The sequence below is a fragment of the Thalassospira sp. GO-4 genome, from assembly GCF_023588965.1.
In the GTDB taxonomy this organism is placed as follows: Bacteria; Pseudomonadota; Alphaproteobacteria; order Rhodospirillales; family Thalassospiraceae; genus Thalassospira; species Thalassospira povalilytica.
In genome coordinates this window covers 720533-738435 of sequence record NZ_CP097807.1, presented here as the reverse complement: position 1 = coordinate 738435, position 17903 = coordinate 720533, and the positions used below count along the sequence as shown (strand labels likewise).

Genomic DNA, 17903 nt, shown 5'->3' with positions numbered 1-17903 from the left:
TGAACCACTTTGCAATGGTCCGCCCATTAAAAATGCGGACATCGCGATCGATGCCCGCAATATTTCAAGTCATACATCGGTGATCGATACATCACGCCGAAAACAGAACGACCGCATCCCAAAGCAGCTTGATCCCGGTCAGGAACAGCAATGCGTAACAAACCCTGTAAAACAGCACGACATTCACCTTGTCATGCGCCCACAGCCCCACCCAGGTGCCGAACAATGCAACAGGTATCAGCACGGCTGACGTTCCAAGGTTTGCACTGCTGAACTGGCCAAGGAACCAGTATGGTACGAGTTTGACGTAATTGACGACGATGAAAAACATCACCGTGGTGCCGACAAAAATCGACTTGTCCATCCGCTGCGGCAACAAAAAGACCGAAACCGGCGGTCCGCCCGCGTGGGCGACAAAGCTTGTGAACCCCGCAAGGCTCCCCAGGACCGATCCTTTTCCCCAGGTTGCTTCTTTTGGCGTGTCGCCTGCTTTCTTGCCACGCAGCCAGTGATCAAGGGTAAAGACAATGGCAATAAGTGCGATGATCAGTTTGACAGCCGCCACACTCAGATAACTGAAGGTCAAGACACCAACCAGGATCCCGACAAGTGCTGCGGGCACCAGAATAAGCATGTTGCGCCGGTCCCATCGGTTGCGATAGGCCCAGACATTGGCAACATCCATCAAACACAGGATCGGCAACATGATTGCTGCTGCGGCTTGTGGCGATACGGCCAATGCCATCAATGGCACGGCGATCACCCCCAACCCGCCACCAAATCCGCTTTTTGAGACCCCGGCAATCAGAACAGCCGGCACTGCGACCGCATAAAAGAACGGATCTGTGATGAAATCCATGGAATTTCCCTGAGACAGGTTAGGTCAGTGATGAAAAGATTACCAAGGGCCGTTAAGCAGCCCATGTGGCGCGATCTTCAACGTTCGGTAAGGCGCGGCATCAATTCGACGAAATTGCAGGGGCGATGGCGAATATCGAGTTGATAGGTCAGGATTTCATCCCACGCATCCTTACAAGCACCGGTCGATCCCGGCAGCGCGAACATATAGGTGCCCTTGCACACCCCGGCTGTTGCCCGGGATTGCACGGTTGATGTCCCGATCTTCTGGAACGAAATCCAGCGGAACAGTTCCCCGAAACCCGGGATTTCCTTTTCGTAAAGGGCACGATGGGCTTCGACCGTAACGTCACGCCCGGTGACACCCGTGCCACCCGTCGTGATGATCACATCAATTTCCGGGTTCTCGCACCAGTTTGCCAATTGGTCACGCAATGCGCCCTGATCGTCTGGCAAGATTTTCCGATCAAACACGCGATGACCGTTTTCTTCGATGCGACTGACAAGAACATCACCCGATGTGTCATTCGCGGCCGTTCGCGTATCACTGACCGTTAAGACGGCGATGTTGATCGATACAAACGGCTTGCTTTCATCTATCCCGGCCAAACTGACCTCCCGACTTTTTTTTGTGGCTAGATCAAACTAGTACGCCGCATTTGATGTGCAAGCCTTTTCACAATAACCGTCATTTTGATTACGTGCGCCGAATCATGATCGACCAAAATCACATTGTTTTTTGTCATTTAATTAGCAAACCGCGCAAATAACCACCAATCCCGGCAAAGATTTTTTACAGCTGATGATTTTAAAATACGTCATTATTTATCAATTTATTATCAACATATCTCAATCTTATACCGCAGGATTTTTGACACAATTGGTATTACCAATATTGGACATCGACGTTACTCTGCTTGCCGCCCGACATTTTTCACCGTAGAAAAACGGTATGAAGATACCAAATTAGCGCCCCATTTGGACGCTATCAAACAATCACAAACAGGCAGGAAACAGAGGCCCCATCATGAGCGACGTGCTTTGGAAACCGACGACGGAACGCGTTGAAAACGCAAATGTCACCAGCTTTCGCCGCTGGGTTAACGATAAACACGGTCTGGATCTCCAAAGCTTCACGGCGCTGTATGACTGGTCTGTGGATCAGGCTGAAAAGTTCTGGCCTGCGCTGATTGAATATACTGATCTTAAAGCTGAAACCTGGGGTGAGCGCGTCCTGATTGACGGCAATAAAATGCCCGGCGCACAGTTTTTCCCCGATGCACGCCTGAATTTTGCGGAAAACCTTCTGGTTCGCGATGACAATACCGATGCCCTGGTTTTCTGGGGCGAGGACAAGGTGAAAACACGACTGTCATGGGCGGAACTCAACATCGCCGTATCGCGCTTTTCACAGGCCCTGCGCGCCGAAGGCGTCGGCAAAGGCGATCGCGTCTGCGGCTATATGCCCAATATGGGTGAAACCGTGATCGCGCTGCTTGCAACGGCCGCCATCGGGGCAACCTGGTCTTCCGCCTCCCCCGATTTTGGCGTCCAGGGCGTTGTTGATCGCTTCGGCCAGATCGAACCGACTGTGATGATTACGGTCGATGGATACCATTATAATGGCAAACAGCATGACATCCGCGAAAAGGTCCGCGATGTTGTTGACCGGATCGACAGCCTGAAAAAGGTCGTCATCGTCAAATATGCCTTTGATGGCACTGACAGCACCGGCATTCGCAACGCGGTTACCTATGATGATTTCATCGCCCCGTTCGAAAGCGCAAAGATCACCTTTGAACAGGTTGAATTCAATCATCCGCTTTATGTCATGTTCTCGTCGGGAACAACGGGCAAACCGAAATGCATTGTCCATGGCACCGGCGGGACCTTGTTGAAACAGGTCTCGGAACATGTCCTGCATTGTGACGTGGCACCGGGCGATCGGGTATTCTATTTCACCACCTGCGGCTGGATGATGTGGAACTGGCTGATGGCCGGTCTGGCTGCCGGGGCAACGCTGCTGCTGTATGATGGATCGCCCTTCTATCCCAGCGGCAACATCCTGTTTGACTATGCCGATGCAGAAGGCATGACCCTGTTCGGGACATCTGCCAAATATATTGATGCCTTGGCGAAGGCGGAACTCAAACCGCGTGCGACCCACGATCTGTCAACCGTACGTGCGATGACATCGACAGGCTCGCCGCTGGCACCCGAAAGCTTTGATTACGTTTACCGTGACATCAAGGAAGACATTCATCTGGCATCAATTTCGGGGGGCACCGACATCCTTGGCTGCTTCGTGCTGGCATCACCGGTTCTGCCGGTCAAACGCGGCGTCATCCAGACCCGTGCGCTTGGGGTTGCTGTGGACGTCTTTAACGATGACGGCAAAGCCGTTCGCAACGAGAAAGGCGAACTGGTCTGCACCAAGCCCTTCCCGTCCATGCCGGTCGGCTTCTGGAACGATCCGGACGGATCACGGTATCATGCCGCTTATTTTGACCGGTTCGAGAATATCTGGTGCCATGGCGATTATGTCGAACTCGACGACGAAGGCGGCATGGTTATCTATGGCCGCTCGGACGCGACGCTAAATCCGGGTGGTGTGCGTATCGGTACAGCCGAAATCTATCGCCAAGTCGAAAAGCTTCCTGAGATTCAGGAATCGATTGTCATCGGTCAGGACTGGGATAATGACGTAAGGGTCATTCTGTTTGTTGTGCTGCGCGATAATTACGAATTGGATGCAGCTCTGATCGACAAGATCAAAAAGCAGATCCGCAACAACTGCACCCCGCGCCATGTTCCGGCAAAGGTGATTGCCGTTGCCGATATCCCACGCACCAAATCGGGCAAGATCACCGAACTTGCGGTACGTGATGTGGTTCACGGGCGCCCGGTCAAAAATCAGGAAGCTCTAGCAAATCCCACAGCGCTGGAGCTGTTCTCCAATCTTGGTGAACTTAAGAAATAATCACACAACACCTCCTGATCATCCGGTCAGGAGGTGTTTTTCTTTTGCGGCGTCACGCGGGCCCGGCGGAAAGAAGCCGGAGTCATTCCCGTCCGATTCCGCACCGCGAAGTGCATCATTTTTACACAGGGTGAAATATTGACCTTTTTTTGAACAGATGTTCATTCTGCGCGAAAAAAGTTCGTGCAATCTGCAAAAGCATCCCCACGCACTGTCAATTCATCCGTTAAATTACTGATATAACAGATATTTCTCAATTCGCCATTTATAGAAGTTCAAACATTCATACCGCGACCAACAGCCAAAAACCGGCGATTTTCCGACCAAATCGGCTTTGGCCCGACCAGTATAAAATTTTTCGCACTTGACACATAGCGGCCTAAAATTTCTTAATTTGGCAATCCAATCTATTTGGATAGATGGATATGCTACATCGCGTATCCAGGGTGGTACAAAAGCTAAAAACAATGCTTTGCTAATAAGGGAGCTCATCTATGAAAATCAAAACGATCCTTGCCGCAGGCGCAATGACCGTTGCAGCCGTTGCCGCGCAGAATGCACAGGCTGGTGCCGTGCTTGACGGCATTAAGGCCAAAGGTTTCGTTCAGTGTGGCGTGAACACCGGTCTTCCGGGTTTCTCCGCTGCCAATGCCGAAGGTAAGTGGGAAGGCATTGACGTTGATGTTTGCCGTGCAATTGCAGCAGCAGTTCTCGGTGACGCAAACAGCGTTCAGTACACCCCGCTGACCGCCGCACAGCGTTTCACCGCTCTGCAGTCTGGTGAAATCGACATTCTGTCGCGTAACACCACGGCAACCACCACTCGTGACGCGAAACTGGGTCTGACCTTTGTCGGCATCAACTACTATGACGGTCAGGGCTTCCTGATTCCGAAAGCTCTTGGCGTTAAAAGCGCGACCGAGCTTGACGGCGCAACCGTCTGCGTTGAGCCGGGCACCACGACCGAGCTGAACCTGGCTGATTACTTCCGCGCGAAAGGCATGAGCTTCGAGCCGGTCGTTATCGAAAACATCAACGAAGCAACCGCAGCCTTCTTCTCGGGCCGTTGCGACGTTTACACCACGGATGCTTCGGGTCTTGCTTCGATCCGCACCACCATGGCGGAAAACCCGGATGATTACATGATCCTTCCGGAAATCATCTCCAAAGAGCCGCTTGGCCCGGTTGTCGCCCAGGGTGACGAACAGTGGTCGGACGTAGCTCGTTGGGCGCTGACCGCAATGGTCGAAGCAGAAGAGCTTGGCGTCACCATGGAAAATGTTGACGACATGAAAGCAAACAGCACCAACCCGGGCATCCAGCGTCTGCTGGGCGTATCGCCGGGCATGGGCGAAGCTCTTGGTCTTGACGAAGAGTGGGCTTACCGCATCATCAAGAACGTTGGTAACTACGGCGAAAGCTACGAGAAAAACGTTACCGCCAAGCTTGGCCTCGAGCGTGGTCTGAACGCTCTGTGGACCGATGGTGGCCTGCAGTACGCATGGCCGGTTCGCTAATACGATAGCAACCGTACGCTAAAACCTACGAAGCTCCGCCCCACTGCCTGAACGCATGGGCGGAGCTTTTCGTTAGGTGGCTACTGATTTTGGATACAATCTACACCTGAGGGTCATATGAGTAAGCCTCAAAATGCCCAGGGGGATGTTCGCTCCAAGAGCCTCGTCGATTACCTGAATGACGAGAACGTTCGCGCCGTGCTTTACCAGATCGTCGCGATCGGTCTTATCATTCTGGCTGGTTGGTACCTGGTGTCGAACACCCTGTACAACCTCGCGCAGCAGAACATCTCTACCGGCTACGGGTTCCTTGATCTTGAAGCATCCTTCGAGATCAGCGAGACCATGATTGATTACAGTGCCAAAAGCAATTACGCGACAGCACTGGTCGTCGGTCTTCTCAACACCGTAAAGGTCTCGGTGCTTGGCATCGTTCTTTGCACGATCATTGGGACGATTTTTGGCGTCGCACGCCTGTCGTCAAACTGGATCGTACGGAAACTGGCAACGGTTTACGTTGAAACCTTCCGTAACATCCCGGTCCTGCTTCAGCTGTTCTTCTGGTACGCGCTGATCCCCGGGGCGTTCCCCCACCCGCGTGATGCGCTGGAACCTCTTCCGGGTGTGCTTTTCACGTCGCGCGGCATGTATATGCCGGTTCCGGTGGCTGATACGGCCTATACCCTGATGGGAATTGCCGCGATTATCGCACTTGTTGCGATCTTCTTCATCAAACGCTGGGCGAAGAAACGTCAGGATGCAACCGGGCAACCATTCCCGATGTTCCTGACCGGTCTTGGCATTTTTGTCGGTCTTGTCTTGCTTGCCTATCTGGCAGGTGGTGCACCAACCGAAATGAGCATGCCGGAACTCAAAGGCTTCAACATTCGTGGCGGTTATAACATTTCGCCGGAATTCCTGGCGGTTCTGATCGGCCTGACTGTCTATACCTCGACCTATGTTGCCGAGGTTGTCCGTTCCGGTATCCAGGCTGTTCCGAGTGGCCAGTGGGAAGCGGCCGACAGTCTTGGCATCAAGCGTTCTGTCGCCCTTCGCAAAGTGATCCTGCCGCAATCCATGCGCGTTGCGATCCCGCCGCTCACCAACCAGTATCTGAACCTGACCAAAAACAGCTCGCTTGCGGTTGCGGTTGGTTATCCGGATCTGGTTTCTGTTTCCAACACGACCATGAACCAGACAGGTCAGGCGATCGAGGCCATCTCGATCTTCATGTCGATCTATCTTGGTTTGTCCTTGTTGACCTCGCTCTTTATGAACTGGTTCAACAAGAAAATGGCACTGGTGGAGAGGTAATATGTCCGATAACGCAAAATCACCTCCTCTTCCTACCGGCACCTTTGCCGAACGTGCAGTTTCCTGGTCGAAGAAGAACCTGTTTGACGGCTGGTTCAATTCCATCCTGACGATTGGCGCCATCGCCTTTCTGCTGTGGTTGATCCCGCCGATCATTGAATGGGGCATTGTCAACGCAACCCTGGAACCAACCATCGAGGGCTGTAAAGAAGTCAGCGGCGCCTGCTGGGGCTTTGTGAATGCCAACTTGCGGCTGATCCTGTTTGGCACCTATCCGTATGATGAACAGTGGCGTCCGCTGCTGGCCATGATCATTTTGATGGGCATCATCTGCGGCAGCCTTGGCGCGGTTAAGTATCCCGGCCTGCGCAAGGCGATCATTCCGATGTGGGTGATCGGTGTACCGATCATTGCCATTCTGATGTGGGGCGGTGTTCTGGGTCTTACCTATGTCCAGAACAGCTATTGGGGCGGCCTGCCGCTGACCCTGATCCTGTCATCGATCGGTGTGATCTTTGCCTTTCCGTTCGGTTTGCTTCTTGCACTGGGTCGCCAGTCGCACATGCCGGCCATCAAAACCATGTCCGTGGTCTATATCGAAGTCATTCGTGGTGTGCCGCTGATTACGGTTCTGTTCATGGCATCGGTCATGTTCCCGCTGTTCCTGCCCGATGGGGTTACCATCGACAAGTTGCTGCGTGCACAGATCGGTATCATCCTGTTTACCGCCGCCTACCTTGCCGAGGTATTCCGTGGCGGTTTGCAGGCCGTTCCGCGTGGCCAGTTTGAAGCAGGTGACAGCCTTGCACTGTCCTATTGGCAGTCCATGCGCCTGATCATCCTGCCGCAGGCACTGCGTCTGGTTATTCCGCCAACCGTGAACAGCTTCATCTCGATGTTCAAGGATACCACGCTGGTCGTGATTATCGGCCTGTTTGACTTCCTTGGCACCGTGAAGCTGGCACTGCGCAGTGACCCGGCCTGGACCAAGTATTACGTCGAAGGTTATGCCTTCGCCGCGGCAATTTTCTTCCTGATCTGTTTCTCGATGGCGAAATATTCCGCCTATCTTGAAAAAGAGCTTCGCAAAGGCGAACGCAGGTAAGGAGTGAGGAAAGAACAATGACTGTAGCAACTGAAACCACTACCGGCGCTGTGCCTTCTCCGAGCGAGGAAGATGTCATCGTCGTCAACAAGATGAACAAATGGTACGGCAATTTCCACGTTCTGCGGGATATTGACCTTACCGTTCGCAAGGGTGAGCGTATCGTTATCTGTGGCCCGTCGGGTTCGGGTAAATCGACACTGATCCGCACGATGAACCGTCTGGAAACCTATCAGACCGGCGAAATCACCGTGGATGGCATCCTTCTGGGTGACGATGTCAAAAACATCGAAGCCGTTCGTCGCGAAGTATGCATGGTGTTCCAGCACTTCAACCTGTTCCCGCACATGACTGTGCTTGAAAACCTGACACTGGCGCCGATCTGGGTTCGCAAGATGCCCAAGAAAGAAGCCAATGATCTGGCCATGCACTATCTTGAGCGTGTCCGCATCGCCGAGCAGGCCCACAAATATCCGGGTCAGCTTTCCGGTGGCCAGCAGCAGCGTGTGGCAATTGCCCGTTCGCTCTGCATGCAGCCGAAAATCATGCTGTTTGATGAGCCGACCTCGGCCCTTGACCCGGAAATGGTCAAGGAAGTTCTCGACGTTATGGTCGAACTTGCAAAAGAAGGCATGACCATGCTGTGCGTGACCCACGAAATGGGCTTTGCCAAAGAGGTCGCTGATCGCGTGATCTTCATGGATGCCGGCCAGATCATTGAAATGGCTGGTCCGCATGAATTCTTCGACAATCCGAAAAGCGAACGTACCAAGCTGTTCCTCAGCCAGATTCTTTCGCACTAAGCGGATTTTTAGACTTCACGACCTTATGCAAAACGGCCCCGATCGGGGCCGTTTTCATTTTTGTGAAATTGATGCTTGCCCCCTGCCCGCCAATTGCCGAAACTCTGCGCAAACTGGATCACAACCGGAATTTCAATGACCCAAGCTGCATCTTCTCATTCGGACAGCACGGCCTTTGTTGCCGTTCAAAAACTTACCAAACGCTTCGGGTCTGTGGTTGCCATCAACAATGTCGATCTGACCCTTTCGCGGGGCGAAACACTGGCGATTATCGGGCCGTCCGCGGCCGGGAAAAGTGTTTTGATGAAATGCCTGGTGGGCATTTATGGTGCTGATGAAGGTGCCATTTACCTTGATAAGGATGATGTCAGCGATACCAACGCCCCCGAACGTCCGAAATGGGCGGCAAAGATCGGGATGCTGTTTCAGCAAAACGCCCTGTTTGACAGTCTGACAGTCTGGGAAAACATCTGTTTTCGTCAGATTGAACTGGGCACACTTAGCCGCAAGGCCGCCAAAGAACGGGCTGTCGAACTGCTTGGACTTGTCGGGCTGGCCCAAGAAAGTGCGGAACTGACACCAAGCGATCTGTCGGGTGGCATGCAAAAGCGCGTCGGAATTGCGCGCGCAATCTCAACCGATCCGGAACTTCTGTTGCTTGACAATCCGACGGCGGGGCTGGATCCGGTTTTGTCGAACCATATCGAACTGATGATTTCAAAGATCGCGACACAGCGCGGCACAACCGTCATTTCGATTACCAACGATATGCAAATCGCCCGCACCCGGTATCAAAACCTGATGATGATGCATGATGGCAAAGTCTATTGGTCCGGCAAGACTGACGATATTGATGATGCCCACAACGCCCATCTTACCCAGATGCTTGATGGCTCATCGCAAGGCCCGATCACCATGCGGACCGGCAAACGCGAAGACGGCATCTTCGCCTGATCCCGTCCCTTGCCTCACGCCAAATCACTCACCGCTCAGACCGGCGGCAATTATTACTCTTGATCAGTTAGCGGTATAGACCGACACATCGGCTTCACGGATCACATCCGACCAGATTGGCCCGGGATGACGATCAGTAAACAGGGCATCAATTTCGGACAGGTGCCCCAGACGCACCATGGCGCGCCGCCCGAACTTCGAGGCATCGGTACACAGGAAAGTCTGACGCGCATTGGAAATGATCGCGCGGGCAACCCGCACTTCCCGATAATCGAAATCCATCAAACTGCCGTCTTCATCCACACCGGAAATGCCGATAATGGCGTAATCGACCTTGAACTGGTTGATGAAGTCTATCGTTGCCTCACCGATCACACCAAAGTCACGCTGGCGCACAACACCGCCGGCAATGATTACCTCAAACCCCTGATTGGCGGCGCAAATTTCCGCGACATGCAGATTGTTGGTGATGATTTTAAGGCTTTTATGACCCGAAAGCGCATGGGCCACTTCCTCGTTGGTGGTGCCAATATTGATAAAGAGCGATGCACCTTCGGGAATATGTTCGGCAACCAGTTTCGCAATTTCGCGTTTGCTGCCAAGGTTGAGAACCTGACGATCCTGATAGGCCGTATTCTCGGTCGTGGACACGCTTGCCGCGCCACCGTGATAACGCGCAATCAGCCCCTCCTCGGCCATCTCGTTGATGTCTCGACGGATGGTTTGCGGGGTTACGGAAAAATGTTCGGCAAGGGAATCAATCGTCATAAAGCTGTTGGACGCCACAAGTTCGAGTATCTCACGACGCCGCCGATCCAGTTTTCCCATGCCGTTCTCTCCTGATATTTTCTGATTTTCATATTGGCGGGCAAATTTTCGTTACCGATCAAAATGCGGTGAATTTTCCTGTCTTGCAAGCGCAGTTGTGCAAATTCAGTCGCAATTTTTCAAGTCCAGGGCAATCGGTTACACAAATTGGCTGGGGAAACCCGCAAACCAGTCATTCGATTTTGCTGTTTCAGCCCGAATAAAATCAATGAGTGGTCGAATACGCGCCGCGTCAATGACGTCATTGTGACACACCAGAAAATAGTCCCGATGGATTGGAATGCTGTGGGGCATCACCGCAACAAGATCATCAAACATGTTGCCCATATAATATGGCAGAACACATAACCCGTACCCCGCACGACACGCCTTGGCCTGCGCAAACACGCTTGACGTTTGATAGGACGGCCGCAATCCGGGGACGATCTCACCCAAATAGTTCAGTTCGGGTGTAAAGATCATGTCTTCGATATAGCCAATAAATGGATGCTTCGCCAAATCCGATCTTCGTTCGATTTTGCCGTACTGCTTCAGGTAATCCTTCGATGCATAGATATAGAGTATATAGCTGCAGATCTTTTCAAAATAGTATGCCCCCGCCTTTGGCGTATTAAGTGAAATCGAAATGTCCGCTTCACGCCGGGACAAAGAAACAATTTGCTGAATATTGACCATTTCAATGGTCAGGTTCGGATGTTGCGACGCGAAGTGCGGAAGCCTGTCCGCGATAAAGAAACTCCCGAATCCTTCCGGAACACTTAGCCGGATTACCCCGCTTAGCGGTATTGTGCCCTCGCCGACGACACCAAGCATCTTGTCGGCTTCAATCGACATCGCCCGGGCCGGTTCCATCAGCTTTTCCCCCATGAAAGTCAGGGTATAGCCCGTTCCGCTTCGTTGAAACAATTTGGCGCCGATGCCTTCTTCAAGGCGATCAATGCGCCGGGCAACCGTTACGTGGCTGGTGCGCAACCGGCGTGCCGCCGCAGACAGCTTGCCCTCTTGTGCAACTGCGAGAAAATACTGCAAATCATCCCAGGAGAATTGACGCATCCACCGACCTGTTCATTTTTGTACAATCATTGTCCAAAATTATATATTTGAAGGTGTTTTGGTCAATGTTATCGTAATTCAAAGTTCTGAATAACCAAATCAAACTAACAAAAAATACCAATAATTCAGATACTTGACTGACACATTTCACTTGCGCCCACCCATAACAAAAATGTGCAGTCAAACAACGTCCTACAGTCCGTTGTCTCATTCTTGACGACGGATACTTCATTCCATCAGGGAGGAATCTAGATGAAGAAATTCACGATTGCATCGGTTGCAATTATGGCAGCAGCCGCGGCACTGCCCGCCCATGCCGAGATTTCAAATGACGTCGTCAAAATCGGCATTCTCAATGATCAGTCGGGCGTCTATGCCGACTTCGGCGGTGTCTGGTCATTCGAAGCAGCCAAAATGGCCGTTGAAGATTTCGGCGGCACCGTTCAGGGAAAGCCGGTTGAAGTCATTACAGCTGACCATCAGAACAAGCCTGATGTCGCGGCCAACATTGCACGTCAATGGTATGATCAGGACCAAGTTGATGCCATCATGGAATTGACGACGTCTTCGGTCGCACTTGCCGTGCAGGGCATTTCAAAAGAAAAGAAAAAGATCGATATCGTTACCGGTGCTGCAACAACGGCACTGACAGGCGAACAATGTTCCCCATACGGTTTCCACTGGGCATATGACACGCACGCACTTGCTGTTGGCACCGGCGGCGCACTGGTCAATAACGGTGGTGACAGCTGGTTCTTTCTTACTGCCGATTACGCATTTGGCTATTCACTCGAAGAACAGACCGGTAACTTTGTAAAGGAAAGCGGCGGTACCGTATCGGGTTCAGTCCGTCATCCTCTTGGAACGAACGACTATTCTTCCTTCCTGCTTCAGGCACAGGCATCCGGGGCAAAAGTTATTGGCCTTGCCAATGCCGGTCTTGATACCGCCAACGCAATCAAACAGGCATCGGAATTCGGGATCGTACAGAGCGGCCAGCGACTGGCTGCCTTGCTCTTTACGCTTGCAGAAGTCCATGGTCTTGGCGCCAAGGCATCCCAGGGGCTGACCCTGACCGAGGGTTTCTATTGGGATCGTAATGACGAAACCCGCGAATTTGGCAAACGCTTCTTTGACCGCACGGGTCGTATGCCAAACATGATCCAGGCTGGCACCTATTCGGCAGTTCTTCAGTATCTCAAGGCCATTGATAAAACCGGTACTGACGAAACCGAAGCTGTCGCCAAGGCCCTGCATGAAATGCCGGTCAATGACGTTTTTGCCAACAATGGCAAGGTCGGCGCCAACGGCCGCATGATTTACGACATGTATCTCATGGAAGTAAAATCGCCAGACCAAATGACGGGTGACTGGGACTACTACAACATCCTTGATACCGTTCCTGGCAACAAGGCCTTCATCGATCCGGCCGAAAGCGGTTGCAGCCTGGCATCGAAATAAGACCATGACGGCAACCGAATTTCACACGAAACCCGGTAGCCAGCAAAACGAGACAAAGTCACGAGTGGTTCTTTCCGCTCGTGACCTTCGTCGCGATTTTGGCGGCTTTACTGCGGTCAACAACGTCAATATCGACGTTCATCACGCCAAAGTGCATGCGCTGATTGGACCAAATGGCGCAGGCAAAACCACCGTATTCAATCTTCTGACAAAATTCCTGCAGCCGACCAGCGGCAAGATCACCCTGCTTGGTCAGGACATTACCAAGACCGCGCCCGCGCGCGTCGCGCGTATGGGATTGGTTCGATCTTTCCAGATTTCGGCAATTTTCCCTCATTTGACGGTATTGGAAAATATACGCGTCGCCCTTCAGCGTCCGGGTAATTTGTCGACACAGTTCTGGCTGCCTTTGTCCAAACTCGATGTTCTAAATGATCGGGCGATGGAACTTCTGACCTCGGTCGGATTGCAAAATCAGTGCAACAGTCTTGCCGCGGACCTGTCCTATGGACGCAAGCGTGTGCTTGAAATCGCGACCACGCTGGCACTTGATCCGAAGGTTCTCCTTCTTGACGAACCAATGGCCGGTATGGGCGGCGAAGATGTCGGAATGGTCGCAGAACTCATAAGAGAAGTTGCAAAAACACGGGCCGTCCTGATGGTCGAGCATAACCTGAATGTCGTGTCTGACCTGTGTGACCACATCACCGTCCTGCAACGCGGTGAAATTCTGGCAGAGGGCGACTACGCCACCGTAAGCAATGACGAGCAAGTCAAGATCGCCTACATGGGGACGGACCATGACTGATAAAACTCTTCTCTCCGTTCGGGATCTCAATGCCTGGTACGATGAAAGTCACATCCTGCATGGTGTAAATCTGGAAGTCCGCGAAGGCGAAACCGTCACGATATTGGGGCGCAACGGCATGGGTAAGACAACCACCTTGCGTTCAATCGTCGGCATTCTGCGCAAACGTACCGGCACCATCAGCTTTGACGGTACCGACCTTATGAACCGCCCTCTTCATCATACTGCACGGGTGGGTATTGGCTTTGTCCCGGAAGAACGGGGAATTTTCTCGACTCTCAGTGTTGAGGAAAATCTTATGCTGCCCCCTGTCGTTTCGAATACCGGAATGACGGTCGAGGAAATCTATCAGCTTTTCCCGAACCTTAAGGAAAGACGTAACAGTCAGGGAACCAAGCTTTCCGGTGGTGAACAACAGATGCTTGCCATGGCACGCATGCTGCGTACTGGCGTCAAGATGCTGCTGCTTGATGAACCGACCGAAGGTCTCGCACCGGTAATCGTTCAACGCATCGGAGAAGTGCTGCAAACCCTAAAAGCGCGTGGCATGACCATCTTGCTCGTTGAACAGAACTTCCGTTTTGCAAGCAAGATTGCCGACCGCTTCTACGTTATGGATCACGGGAAAGTGACAGACGGTTTTGATTTGGCGGAACTGCCCGCGAAAATGGAAACCCTGCACGAAGTTCTGGGAGTATGACGCCGTGATTATGATTTTTGGTATTCCAATTCAGGCGTTTCTCGGTCAGCTTCTGATCGGCCTGATCAATGGTTCGTTCTATGCCATGCTCAGTCTTGGGCTGGCGATTATTTTTGGCCTTTTGCGTGTCATCAATTTCGCGCATGGCGCCCAATACATGATGGGCGCTTTCGCAGGTTTTCTTCTGCTGTCATGGGTCGGCGTCAATTACTGGTTTGCCCTTTTGCTGGCGCCGGTGATTGTTGGTTTGACCGGGATCGTCATTGAACGGTTTGCTTTGCGGCGTCTCTACAACCTGGATCATTTGTACGGCCTGCTGTTTACGTTTGGCCTAGCATTGGTGATAGAAGGCAGCTTCCGCTATTTCTATGGAACATCCGGCCAACCCTACGAGACACCCGAATTGCTGTCGGGCGGGGTCAATCTTGGCTTCATGTATTTGCCGATTTACCGCGGTTGGGTTGTTGTTGCTTCGCTGATCGTTTGTATCGGTACCTGGCTGTTGATCGAGAAGACAAAGCTTGGTTCCTATTTGCGTGCCGCAACCGAGAACCCGACGCTTGTGCAATCTTTCGGCATCAATGTCCCGTTCCTGCTGACGCTGACCTACGGGCTTGGCGCCGGGCTGGCGGCACTTGCAGGCATCATGGCGGCACCGATCTATCAGGTCAGCCCGCTGATGGGTTCAAACCTTATTATTGTGGTTTTTGCCATCGTTGTTGTCGGCGGCATGGGATCTATCATGGGGGCGATTGTTACGGGTTATATGCTAGGCATTCTGGAAGGCCTGACCAAGGTATTCTATCCGGAAGCCTCCAACATCGTGATCTTTGTGATCATGGCCATTGTACTGTTGATCCGGCCTGCGGGTCTGTTTGGTCGGGATGCTTGATATGACTGAAATTAGTATGACCTCCGAAACACGCAATCAGACCGCAAACCGCGTCCAGATTGCGCTTAGCATCGCACTGCTGATCGCGCTGATATTTGCGCCCTTCGTGTTGTATCCGGTTTTCCTGATGAAGGTGTTGTGCTTTGCACTGTTTGCCAGCGCCTTTAACCTTCTGCTGGGCTTTACGGGGCTTCTTTCCTTTGGCCATGCCGCCTTCTTTGGTGGTGCCGCCTATTTCACCGCACATGCGGTCAAGGAATGGGGCTTTTCGCCGGAAGCCGGAATTCTGCTTGGTGTGGCCGGTGCCGCTGTCATGGGTCTGGTGATCGGATTCTTCGCCATTCGCCGCCAAGGTATCTATTTCGCCATGATCACCCTGGCATTGTCGCAAATGTTCTTCTTCTTCTGCCTTCAGGCTGAATTCACCAAAGGTGAAGACGGGCTTCAAGGGGTTCCGCGCGGACATCTGCTTGGCTTCATCGATCTTAACGAGCCTTTGAACATGTATTTCTTTGTTCTTGGCGTCTTCGTTCTTGGCGTTTTTGCCGTCTGGCGGATCGTTCATTCCCCGTTTGGCATGATACTTCGGTCCATTCGGGAAAATGAAAATCGTGCAATTTCGCTTGGTTATTCGGTCAATCTTTACAAACTGGGTGCCTTTGTAATGTCTGCTGCACTTGCCGGTCTGGCTGGTGGTCTTAAGGCATTGGTTTTCCAGTTTGCCACCCTGACCGATGTTGCCTGGCAGATGTCGGGTGAAGTGATCCTTATGACATTGCTGGGTGGAATTGGTACGATATTTGGCCCGATTTTTGGCGCGGCCTTTGTGGTCACGGTCCAAAACTACCTCTCGACCACAGGTTTCCCGGTCACCGTTCTGACCGGCCTTATTTTCATCGTCTGCGTATTATTGTTCCGTCGCGGGATTGTCGGCGAATTTAATGCGTCAAACCTGGCTGTAAAGCTGGGCCTGAAATCCCCCAAATAGAGTATCAGGCGCATGGAGCAAAAATTCGACTACATCATTATCGGTGCAGGATCGGCCGGGTGCACATTGGCAAACCGTCTTTCGGAGATGGCTGATGCAAACATCTTGTTGCTTGAAGCAGGCGGCAAGGATCGCAATCCCTGGATTCACATCCCGGTAGGTTACCTTTACTGCATTGGCAACCCGAACGTGGACTGGTGTTTCAACACCGTCCGCGAACCGGGGCTGAATGGCCGATCGCTTGGCTATCCGCGCGGCAAGGTTCTGGGCGGCTGTTCATCGATCAATGGCATGATCTATATGCGCGGTCAGGCTAATGATTATGACCAGTGGCGCCAATCGGGTTGTTCAAATTGGGGCTGGGACGATGTGCTGCCCTTTTTCAAGAAATCCGAAGATTATTACCGCGGTGCTGACGAATTGCACGGCGAAGGCGGCGAATGGCGGGTCGAACAGGCCCGCGTACGCTGGGAAATCCTCGAAGCCTTTCAGGATGCCGCCGAACAGGCCGGCATTCCCAAGGTTCCCGACTTCAATCGTGGTACCAACGAAGGATCATCCTATTTCGATGTGAACCAGAAACGCGGTATTCGCTGGAACACATCAAAGGCGTTTTTGCGCCCTGCCCTTGATCGTAAAAATCTTGAAGTCCGCACCAACGCCCATGTCCGTCGGCTGATCATTGCTGATGGACGTGTCACCGGTGTTGAATATGAACGCGGCGGCAACATCGAAACGGTCTATGCCAATCGCGAAACCGTTCTGTCTGCCGGCTCTGTCGGGTCCCCGCAAATTCTTGAACTTTCCGGGATCGGGCGTGGTGACATCCTTCAGCAATATGGCATTGAGCAAGCTGTCGACAGCCCGCAGGTCGGTGAAAACCTTCAGGATCACCTGCAACTGCGCTGCGCATTCAAGGTAAGCGGCATTCGAACCCTGAATGAAAAGGCCAGCAGCCTGTTTGGCAAGGCAAGCATCGCGCTGGAATATCTGTTCAACCAGTCCGGCCCGATGTCGATGGCGCCAAGCCAGCTGGGCATTTTCACGCGGTCTGACGCCTCGTTTGAAACGCCCAATTTGCAATATCATGTGCAGCCGCTGTCGCTTGAGAAATTCGGCGAACCGGTTCACCCGTTCCCGGCCTTTACTGCCAGTGTCTGCAATCTTCGCCCGCAAAGCCGGGGCAGCATCCATATCACCAGTCCGGATCACTCCGAGCAGCCTGCCATTGCGCCAAATTACCTGTCCGCGGATGCCGATAAAAAGGTTGCCGCAGATTCCATCCGCCTGACGCGCAAAATTGCAAGCCAGCCGGCGCTGTCACCCTATGCCCCCGAAGAATTCAAACCCGGCCCCGCCTATGATAGCGAAGAAGACCTGATACGTGCGGCCGGTGATATCGGCACAACCATTTTCCATCCGGTGGGGACATGTCGGATGGGGGCGGATCCGGCATCGGTTGTTGATCCGGAATTGCGACTGCGCGGTCTTGACGGTTTGCGCATTGCCGATGCGTCAATCATGCCGACCATTGTGTCAGGCAACACAAATTCGCCAACCATCATGATTGCCGAAAAGGCCGCCGCCATGATCAAGGCATCTGCGACACAATAAAAAAGCCGGGGTAATCCCCGGCTTTCCT

The 17903-nt window shown here is 52.7% G+C and carries 16 protein-coding genes and 1 pseudogene; 12 read left to right on the top strand and 5 right to left on the bottom strand.

Going from position 1 to position 17903, the window contains the following annotated elements; all coding sequences use genetic code 11:
* Window positions 1-91 precede the first annotated feature (91 nt).
* Both M9H61_RS03535 and moaB read right to left on the bottom strand, forming a co-directional pair.
* The gene (locus tag M9H61_RS03535; protein WP_068519173.1) at window positions 92-859 is read right to left on the bottom strand and encodes a sulfite exporter TauE/SafE family protein; all 768 of its coding nucleotides are present in this window, start codon (window positions 857-859) and stop codon (window positions 92-94) included.
* 77 nt (window positions 860-936) lie between these two features.
* Window positions 937-1467: a molybdenum cofactor biosynthesis protein B gene (gene moaB, locus M9H61_RS03530; RefSeq protein ID WP_250283418.1), complete on the bottom strand. Its 531-nt coding sequence runs from the start codon at window positions 1465-1467 to the stop codon at window positions 937-939.
* A 418-nt stretch (window positions 1468-1885) separates the two neighbouring features.
* Here moaB and M9H61_RS03525 point away from each other — a divergent pair, with 418 nt between their 5' ends.
* The 6 genes from M9H61_RS03525 to M9H61_RS03500 all read left to right on the top strand — a co-directional run bounded on the left by M9H61_RS03525 (window position 1886) and on the right by M9H61_RS03500 (window position 9531).
* Window positions 1886-3838, top strand: a complete 1953-nt coding sequence (locus M9H61_RS03525) for an acetoacetate--CoA ligase (RefSeq protein WP_250283417.1) — start codon at window positions 1886-1888, stop codon at window positions 3836-3838.
* A 494-nt stretch (window positions 3839-4332) separates the two neighbouring features.
* The gene (locus M9H61_RS03520; protein ID WP_068519176.1) at window positions 4333-5355 is read left to right on the top strand and encodes an amino acid ABC transporter substrate-binding protein; all 1023 of its coding nucleotides are present in this window, start codon (window positions 4333-4335) and stop codon (window positions 5353-5355) included.
* Between the two features lie 117 nt (window positions 5356-5472).
* Complete coding sequence (locus M9H61_RS03515) at window positions 5473-6669, top strand: amino acid ABC transporter permease (protein WP_068519177.1); 1197 nt, start codon at window positions 5473-5475, stop codon at window positions 6667-6669.
* 1 nt (window position 6670) lies between these two features.
* On the top strand, window positions 6671-7774 hold the full coding sequence (locus M9H61_RS03510; RefSeq protein WP_101246139.1) for an amino acid ABC transporter permease: 1104 nt from the start codon (window positions 6671-6673) through the stop codon (window positions 7772-7774).
* 17 nt (window positions 7775-7791) lie between these two features.
* Window positions 7792-8577 (top strand): amino acid ABC transporter ATP-binding protein, encoded by a 786-nt coding sequence (locus tag M9H61_RS03505; protein WP_068519179.1) that lies wholly within the window; start codon window positions 7792-7794, stop codon window positions 8575-8577.
* Between the two features lie 135 nt (window positions 8578-8712).
* Window positions 8713-9531 carry an ABC transporter ATP-binding protein gene (locus M9H61_RS03500; protein ID WP_250283415.1) on the top strand — a complete coding sequence of 273 codons (819 nt, stop codon included), beginning with the start codon at window positions 8713-8715 and terminating at the stop codon, window positions 9529-9531.
* Window positions 9532-9594: 63 nt separating this feature from the next.
* On the opposite strand, the gene M9H61_RS03495 is transcribed toward M9H61_RS03500, so the two are convergent.
* From M9H61_RS03495 to M9H61_RS20655, 3 genes and pseudogenes are all read right to left on the bottom strand, one after another.
* Window positions 9595-10359, bottom strand: coding sequence for a DeoR/GlpR family DNA-binding transcription regulator (locus M9H61_RS03495; RefSeq protein ID WP_068519181.1), 765 nt, complete (start codon window positions 10357-10359; stop codon window positions 9595-9597).
* Window positions 10360-10497: 138 nt separating this feature from the next.
* Window positions 10498-11211 (bottom strand): LysR substrate-binding domain-containing protein, encoded by a 714-nt coding sequence (locus M9H61_RS03490; protein ID WP_250283413.1) that lies wholly within the window; start codon window positions 11209-11211, stop codon window positions 10498-10500.
* 18 nt (window positions 11212-11229) lie between these two features.
* Window positions 11230-11412: pseudogene (locus M9H61_RS20655) on the bottom strand (LysR family transcriptional regulator); the annotation flags it as partial.
* A gap of 252 nt (window positions 11413-11664) precedes the next feature.
* On the opposite strand from M9H61_RS20655, the gene M9H61_RS03485 reads away from it, so the two are divergent.
* From M9H61_RS03485 to M9H61_RS03460, 6 genes are all read left to right on the top strand, one after another.
* Window positions 11665-12873 (top strand): ABC transporter substrate-binding protein, encoded by a 1209-nt coding sequence (locus M9H61_RS03485; protein ID WP_114112419.1) that lies wholly within the window; start codon window positions 11665-11667, stop codon window positions 12871-12873.
* 64 nt (window positions 12874-12937) lie between these two features.
* Window positions 12938-13681 (top strand): ABC transporter ATP-binding protein, encoded by a 744-nt coding sequence (locus M9H61_RS03480; protein WP_323133589.1) that lies wholly within the window; start codon window positions 12938-12940, stop codon window positions 13679-13681.
* Complete coding sequence (locus M9H61_RS03475; protein WP_068519185.1) at window positions 13674-14381, top strand: ABC transporter ATP-binding protein; 708 nt, start codon at window positions 13674-13676, stop codon at window positions 14379-14381. The genes M9H61_RS03480 and M9H61_RS03475 overlap by 8 nt, the downstream gene beginning before the upstream one ends.
* 7 nt (window positions 14382-14388) lie before the next feature.
* The gene (locus M9H61_RS03470) at window positions 14389-15273 is read left to right on the top strand and encodes a branched-chain amino acid ABC transporter permease (protein ID WP_206927787.1); all 885 of its coding nucleotides are present in this window, start codon (window positions 14389-14391) and stop codon (window positions 15271-15273) included.
* A gap of 16 nt (window positions 15274-15289) precedes the next feature.
* On the top strand, window positions 15290-16261 hold the full coding sequence (locus M9H61_RS03465) for a branched-chain amino acid ABC transporter permease (RefSeq protein ID WP_250285017.1): 972 nt from the start codon (window positions 15290-15292) through the stop codon (window positions 16259-16261).
* Window positions 16262-16273: 12 nt separating this feature from the next.
* On the top strand, window positions 16274-17875 hold the full coding sequence (locus M9H61_RS03460) for a GMC family oxidoreductase (protein WP_250283411.1): 1602 nt from the start codon (window positions 16274-16276) through the stop codon (window positions 17873-17875).
* Window positions 17876-17903 lie beyond the last annotated feature (28 nt).

Coding starts and splice junctions, on each gene's coding strand:
- M9H61_RS03520 (WP_068519176.1), top strand. CDS start 4,333: ATGAAAATCAAAACGATCCTTGCCGCAGGCGCAATGACCGTTGCAGCC.
- M9H61_RS03460 (WP_250283411.1), top strand. CDS start 16,274: ATGGAGCAAAAATTCGACTACATCATTATCGGTGCAGGATCGGCCGGG.
- M9H61_RS03465 (WP_250285017.1), top strand. CDS start 15,290: ATGACCTCCGAAACACGCAATCAGACCGCAAACCGCGTCCAGATTGCG.
- M9H61_RS03485 (WP_114112419.1), top strand. CDS start 11,665: ATGAAGAAATTCACGATTGCATCGGTTGCAATTATGGCAGCAGCCGCG.
- M9H61_RS03500 (WP_250283415.1), top strand. CDS start 8,713: ATGACCCAAGCTGCATCTTCTCATTCGGACAGCACGGCCTTTGTTGCC.
- M9H61_RS03510 (WP_101246139.1), top strand. CDS start 6,671: ATGTCCGATAACGCAAAATCACCTCCTCTTCCTACCGGCACCTTTGCC.
- M9H61_RS03515 (WP_068519177.1), top strand. CDS start 5,473: ATGAGTAAGCCTCAAAATGCCCAGGGGGATGTTCGCTCCAAGAGCCTC.
- M9H61_RS03495 (WP_068519181.1), bottom strand. CDS start 10,359: ATGGGAAAACTGGATCGGCGGCGTCGTGAGATACTCGAACTTGTGGCG.
- M9H61_RS03490 (WP_250283413.1), bottom strand. CDS start 11,211: ATGGAACCGGCCCGGGCGATGTCGATTGAAGCCGACAAGATGCTTGGT.
- M9H61_RS03475 (WP_068519185.1), top strand. CDS start 13,674: ATGACTGATAAAACTCTTCTCTCCGTTCGGGATCTCAATGCCTGGTAC.
- M9H61_RS03505 (WP_068519179.1), top strand. CDS start 7,792: ATGACTGTAGCAACTGAAACCACTACCGGCGCTGTGCCTTCTCCGAGC.
- M9H61_RS03525 (WP_250283417.1), top strand. CDS start 1,886: ATGAGCGACGTGCTTTGGAAACCGACGACGGAACGCGTTGAAAACGCA.
- M9H61_RS03535 (WP_068519173.1), bottom strand. CDS start 859: ATGGATTTCATCACAGATCCGTTCTTTTATGCGGTCGCAGTGCCGGCT.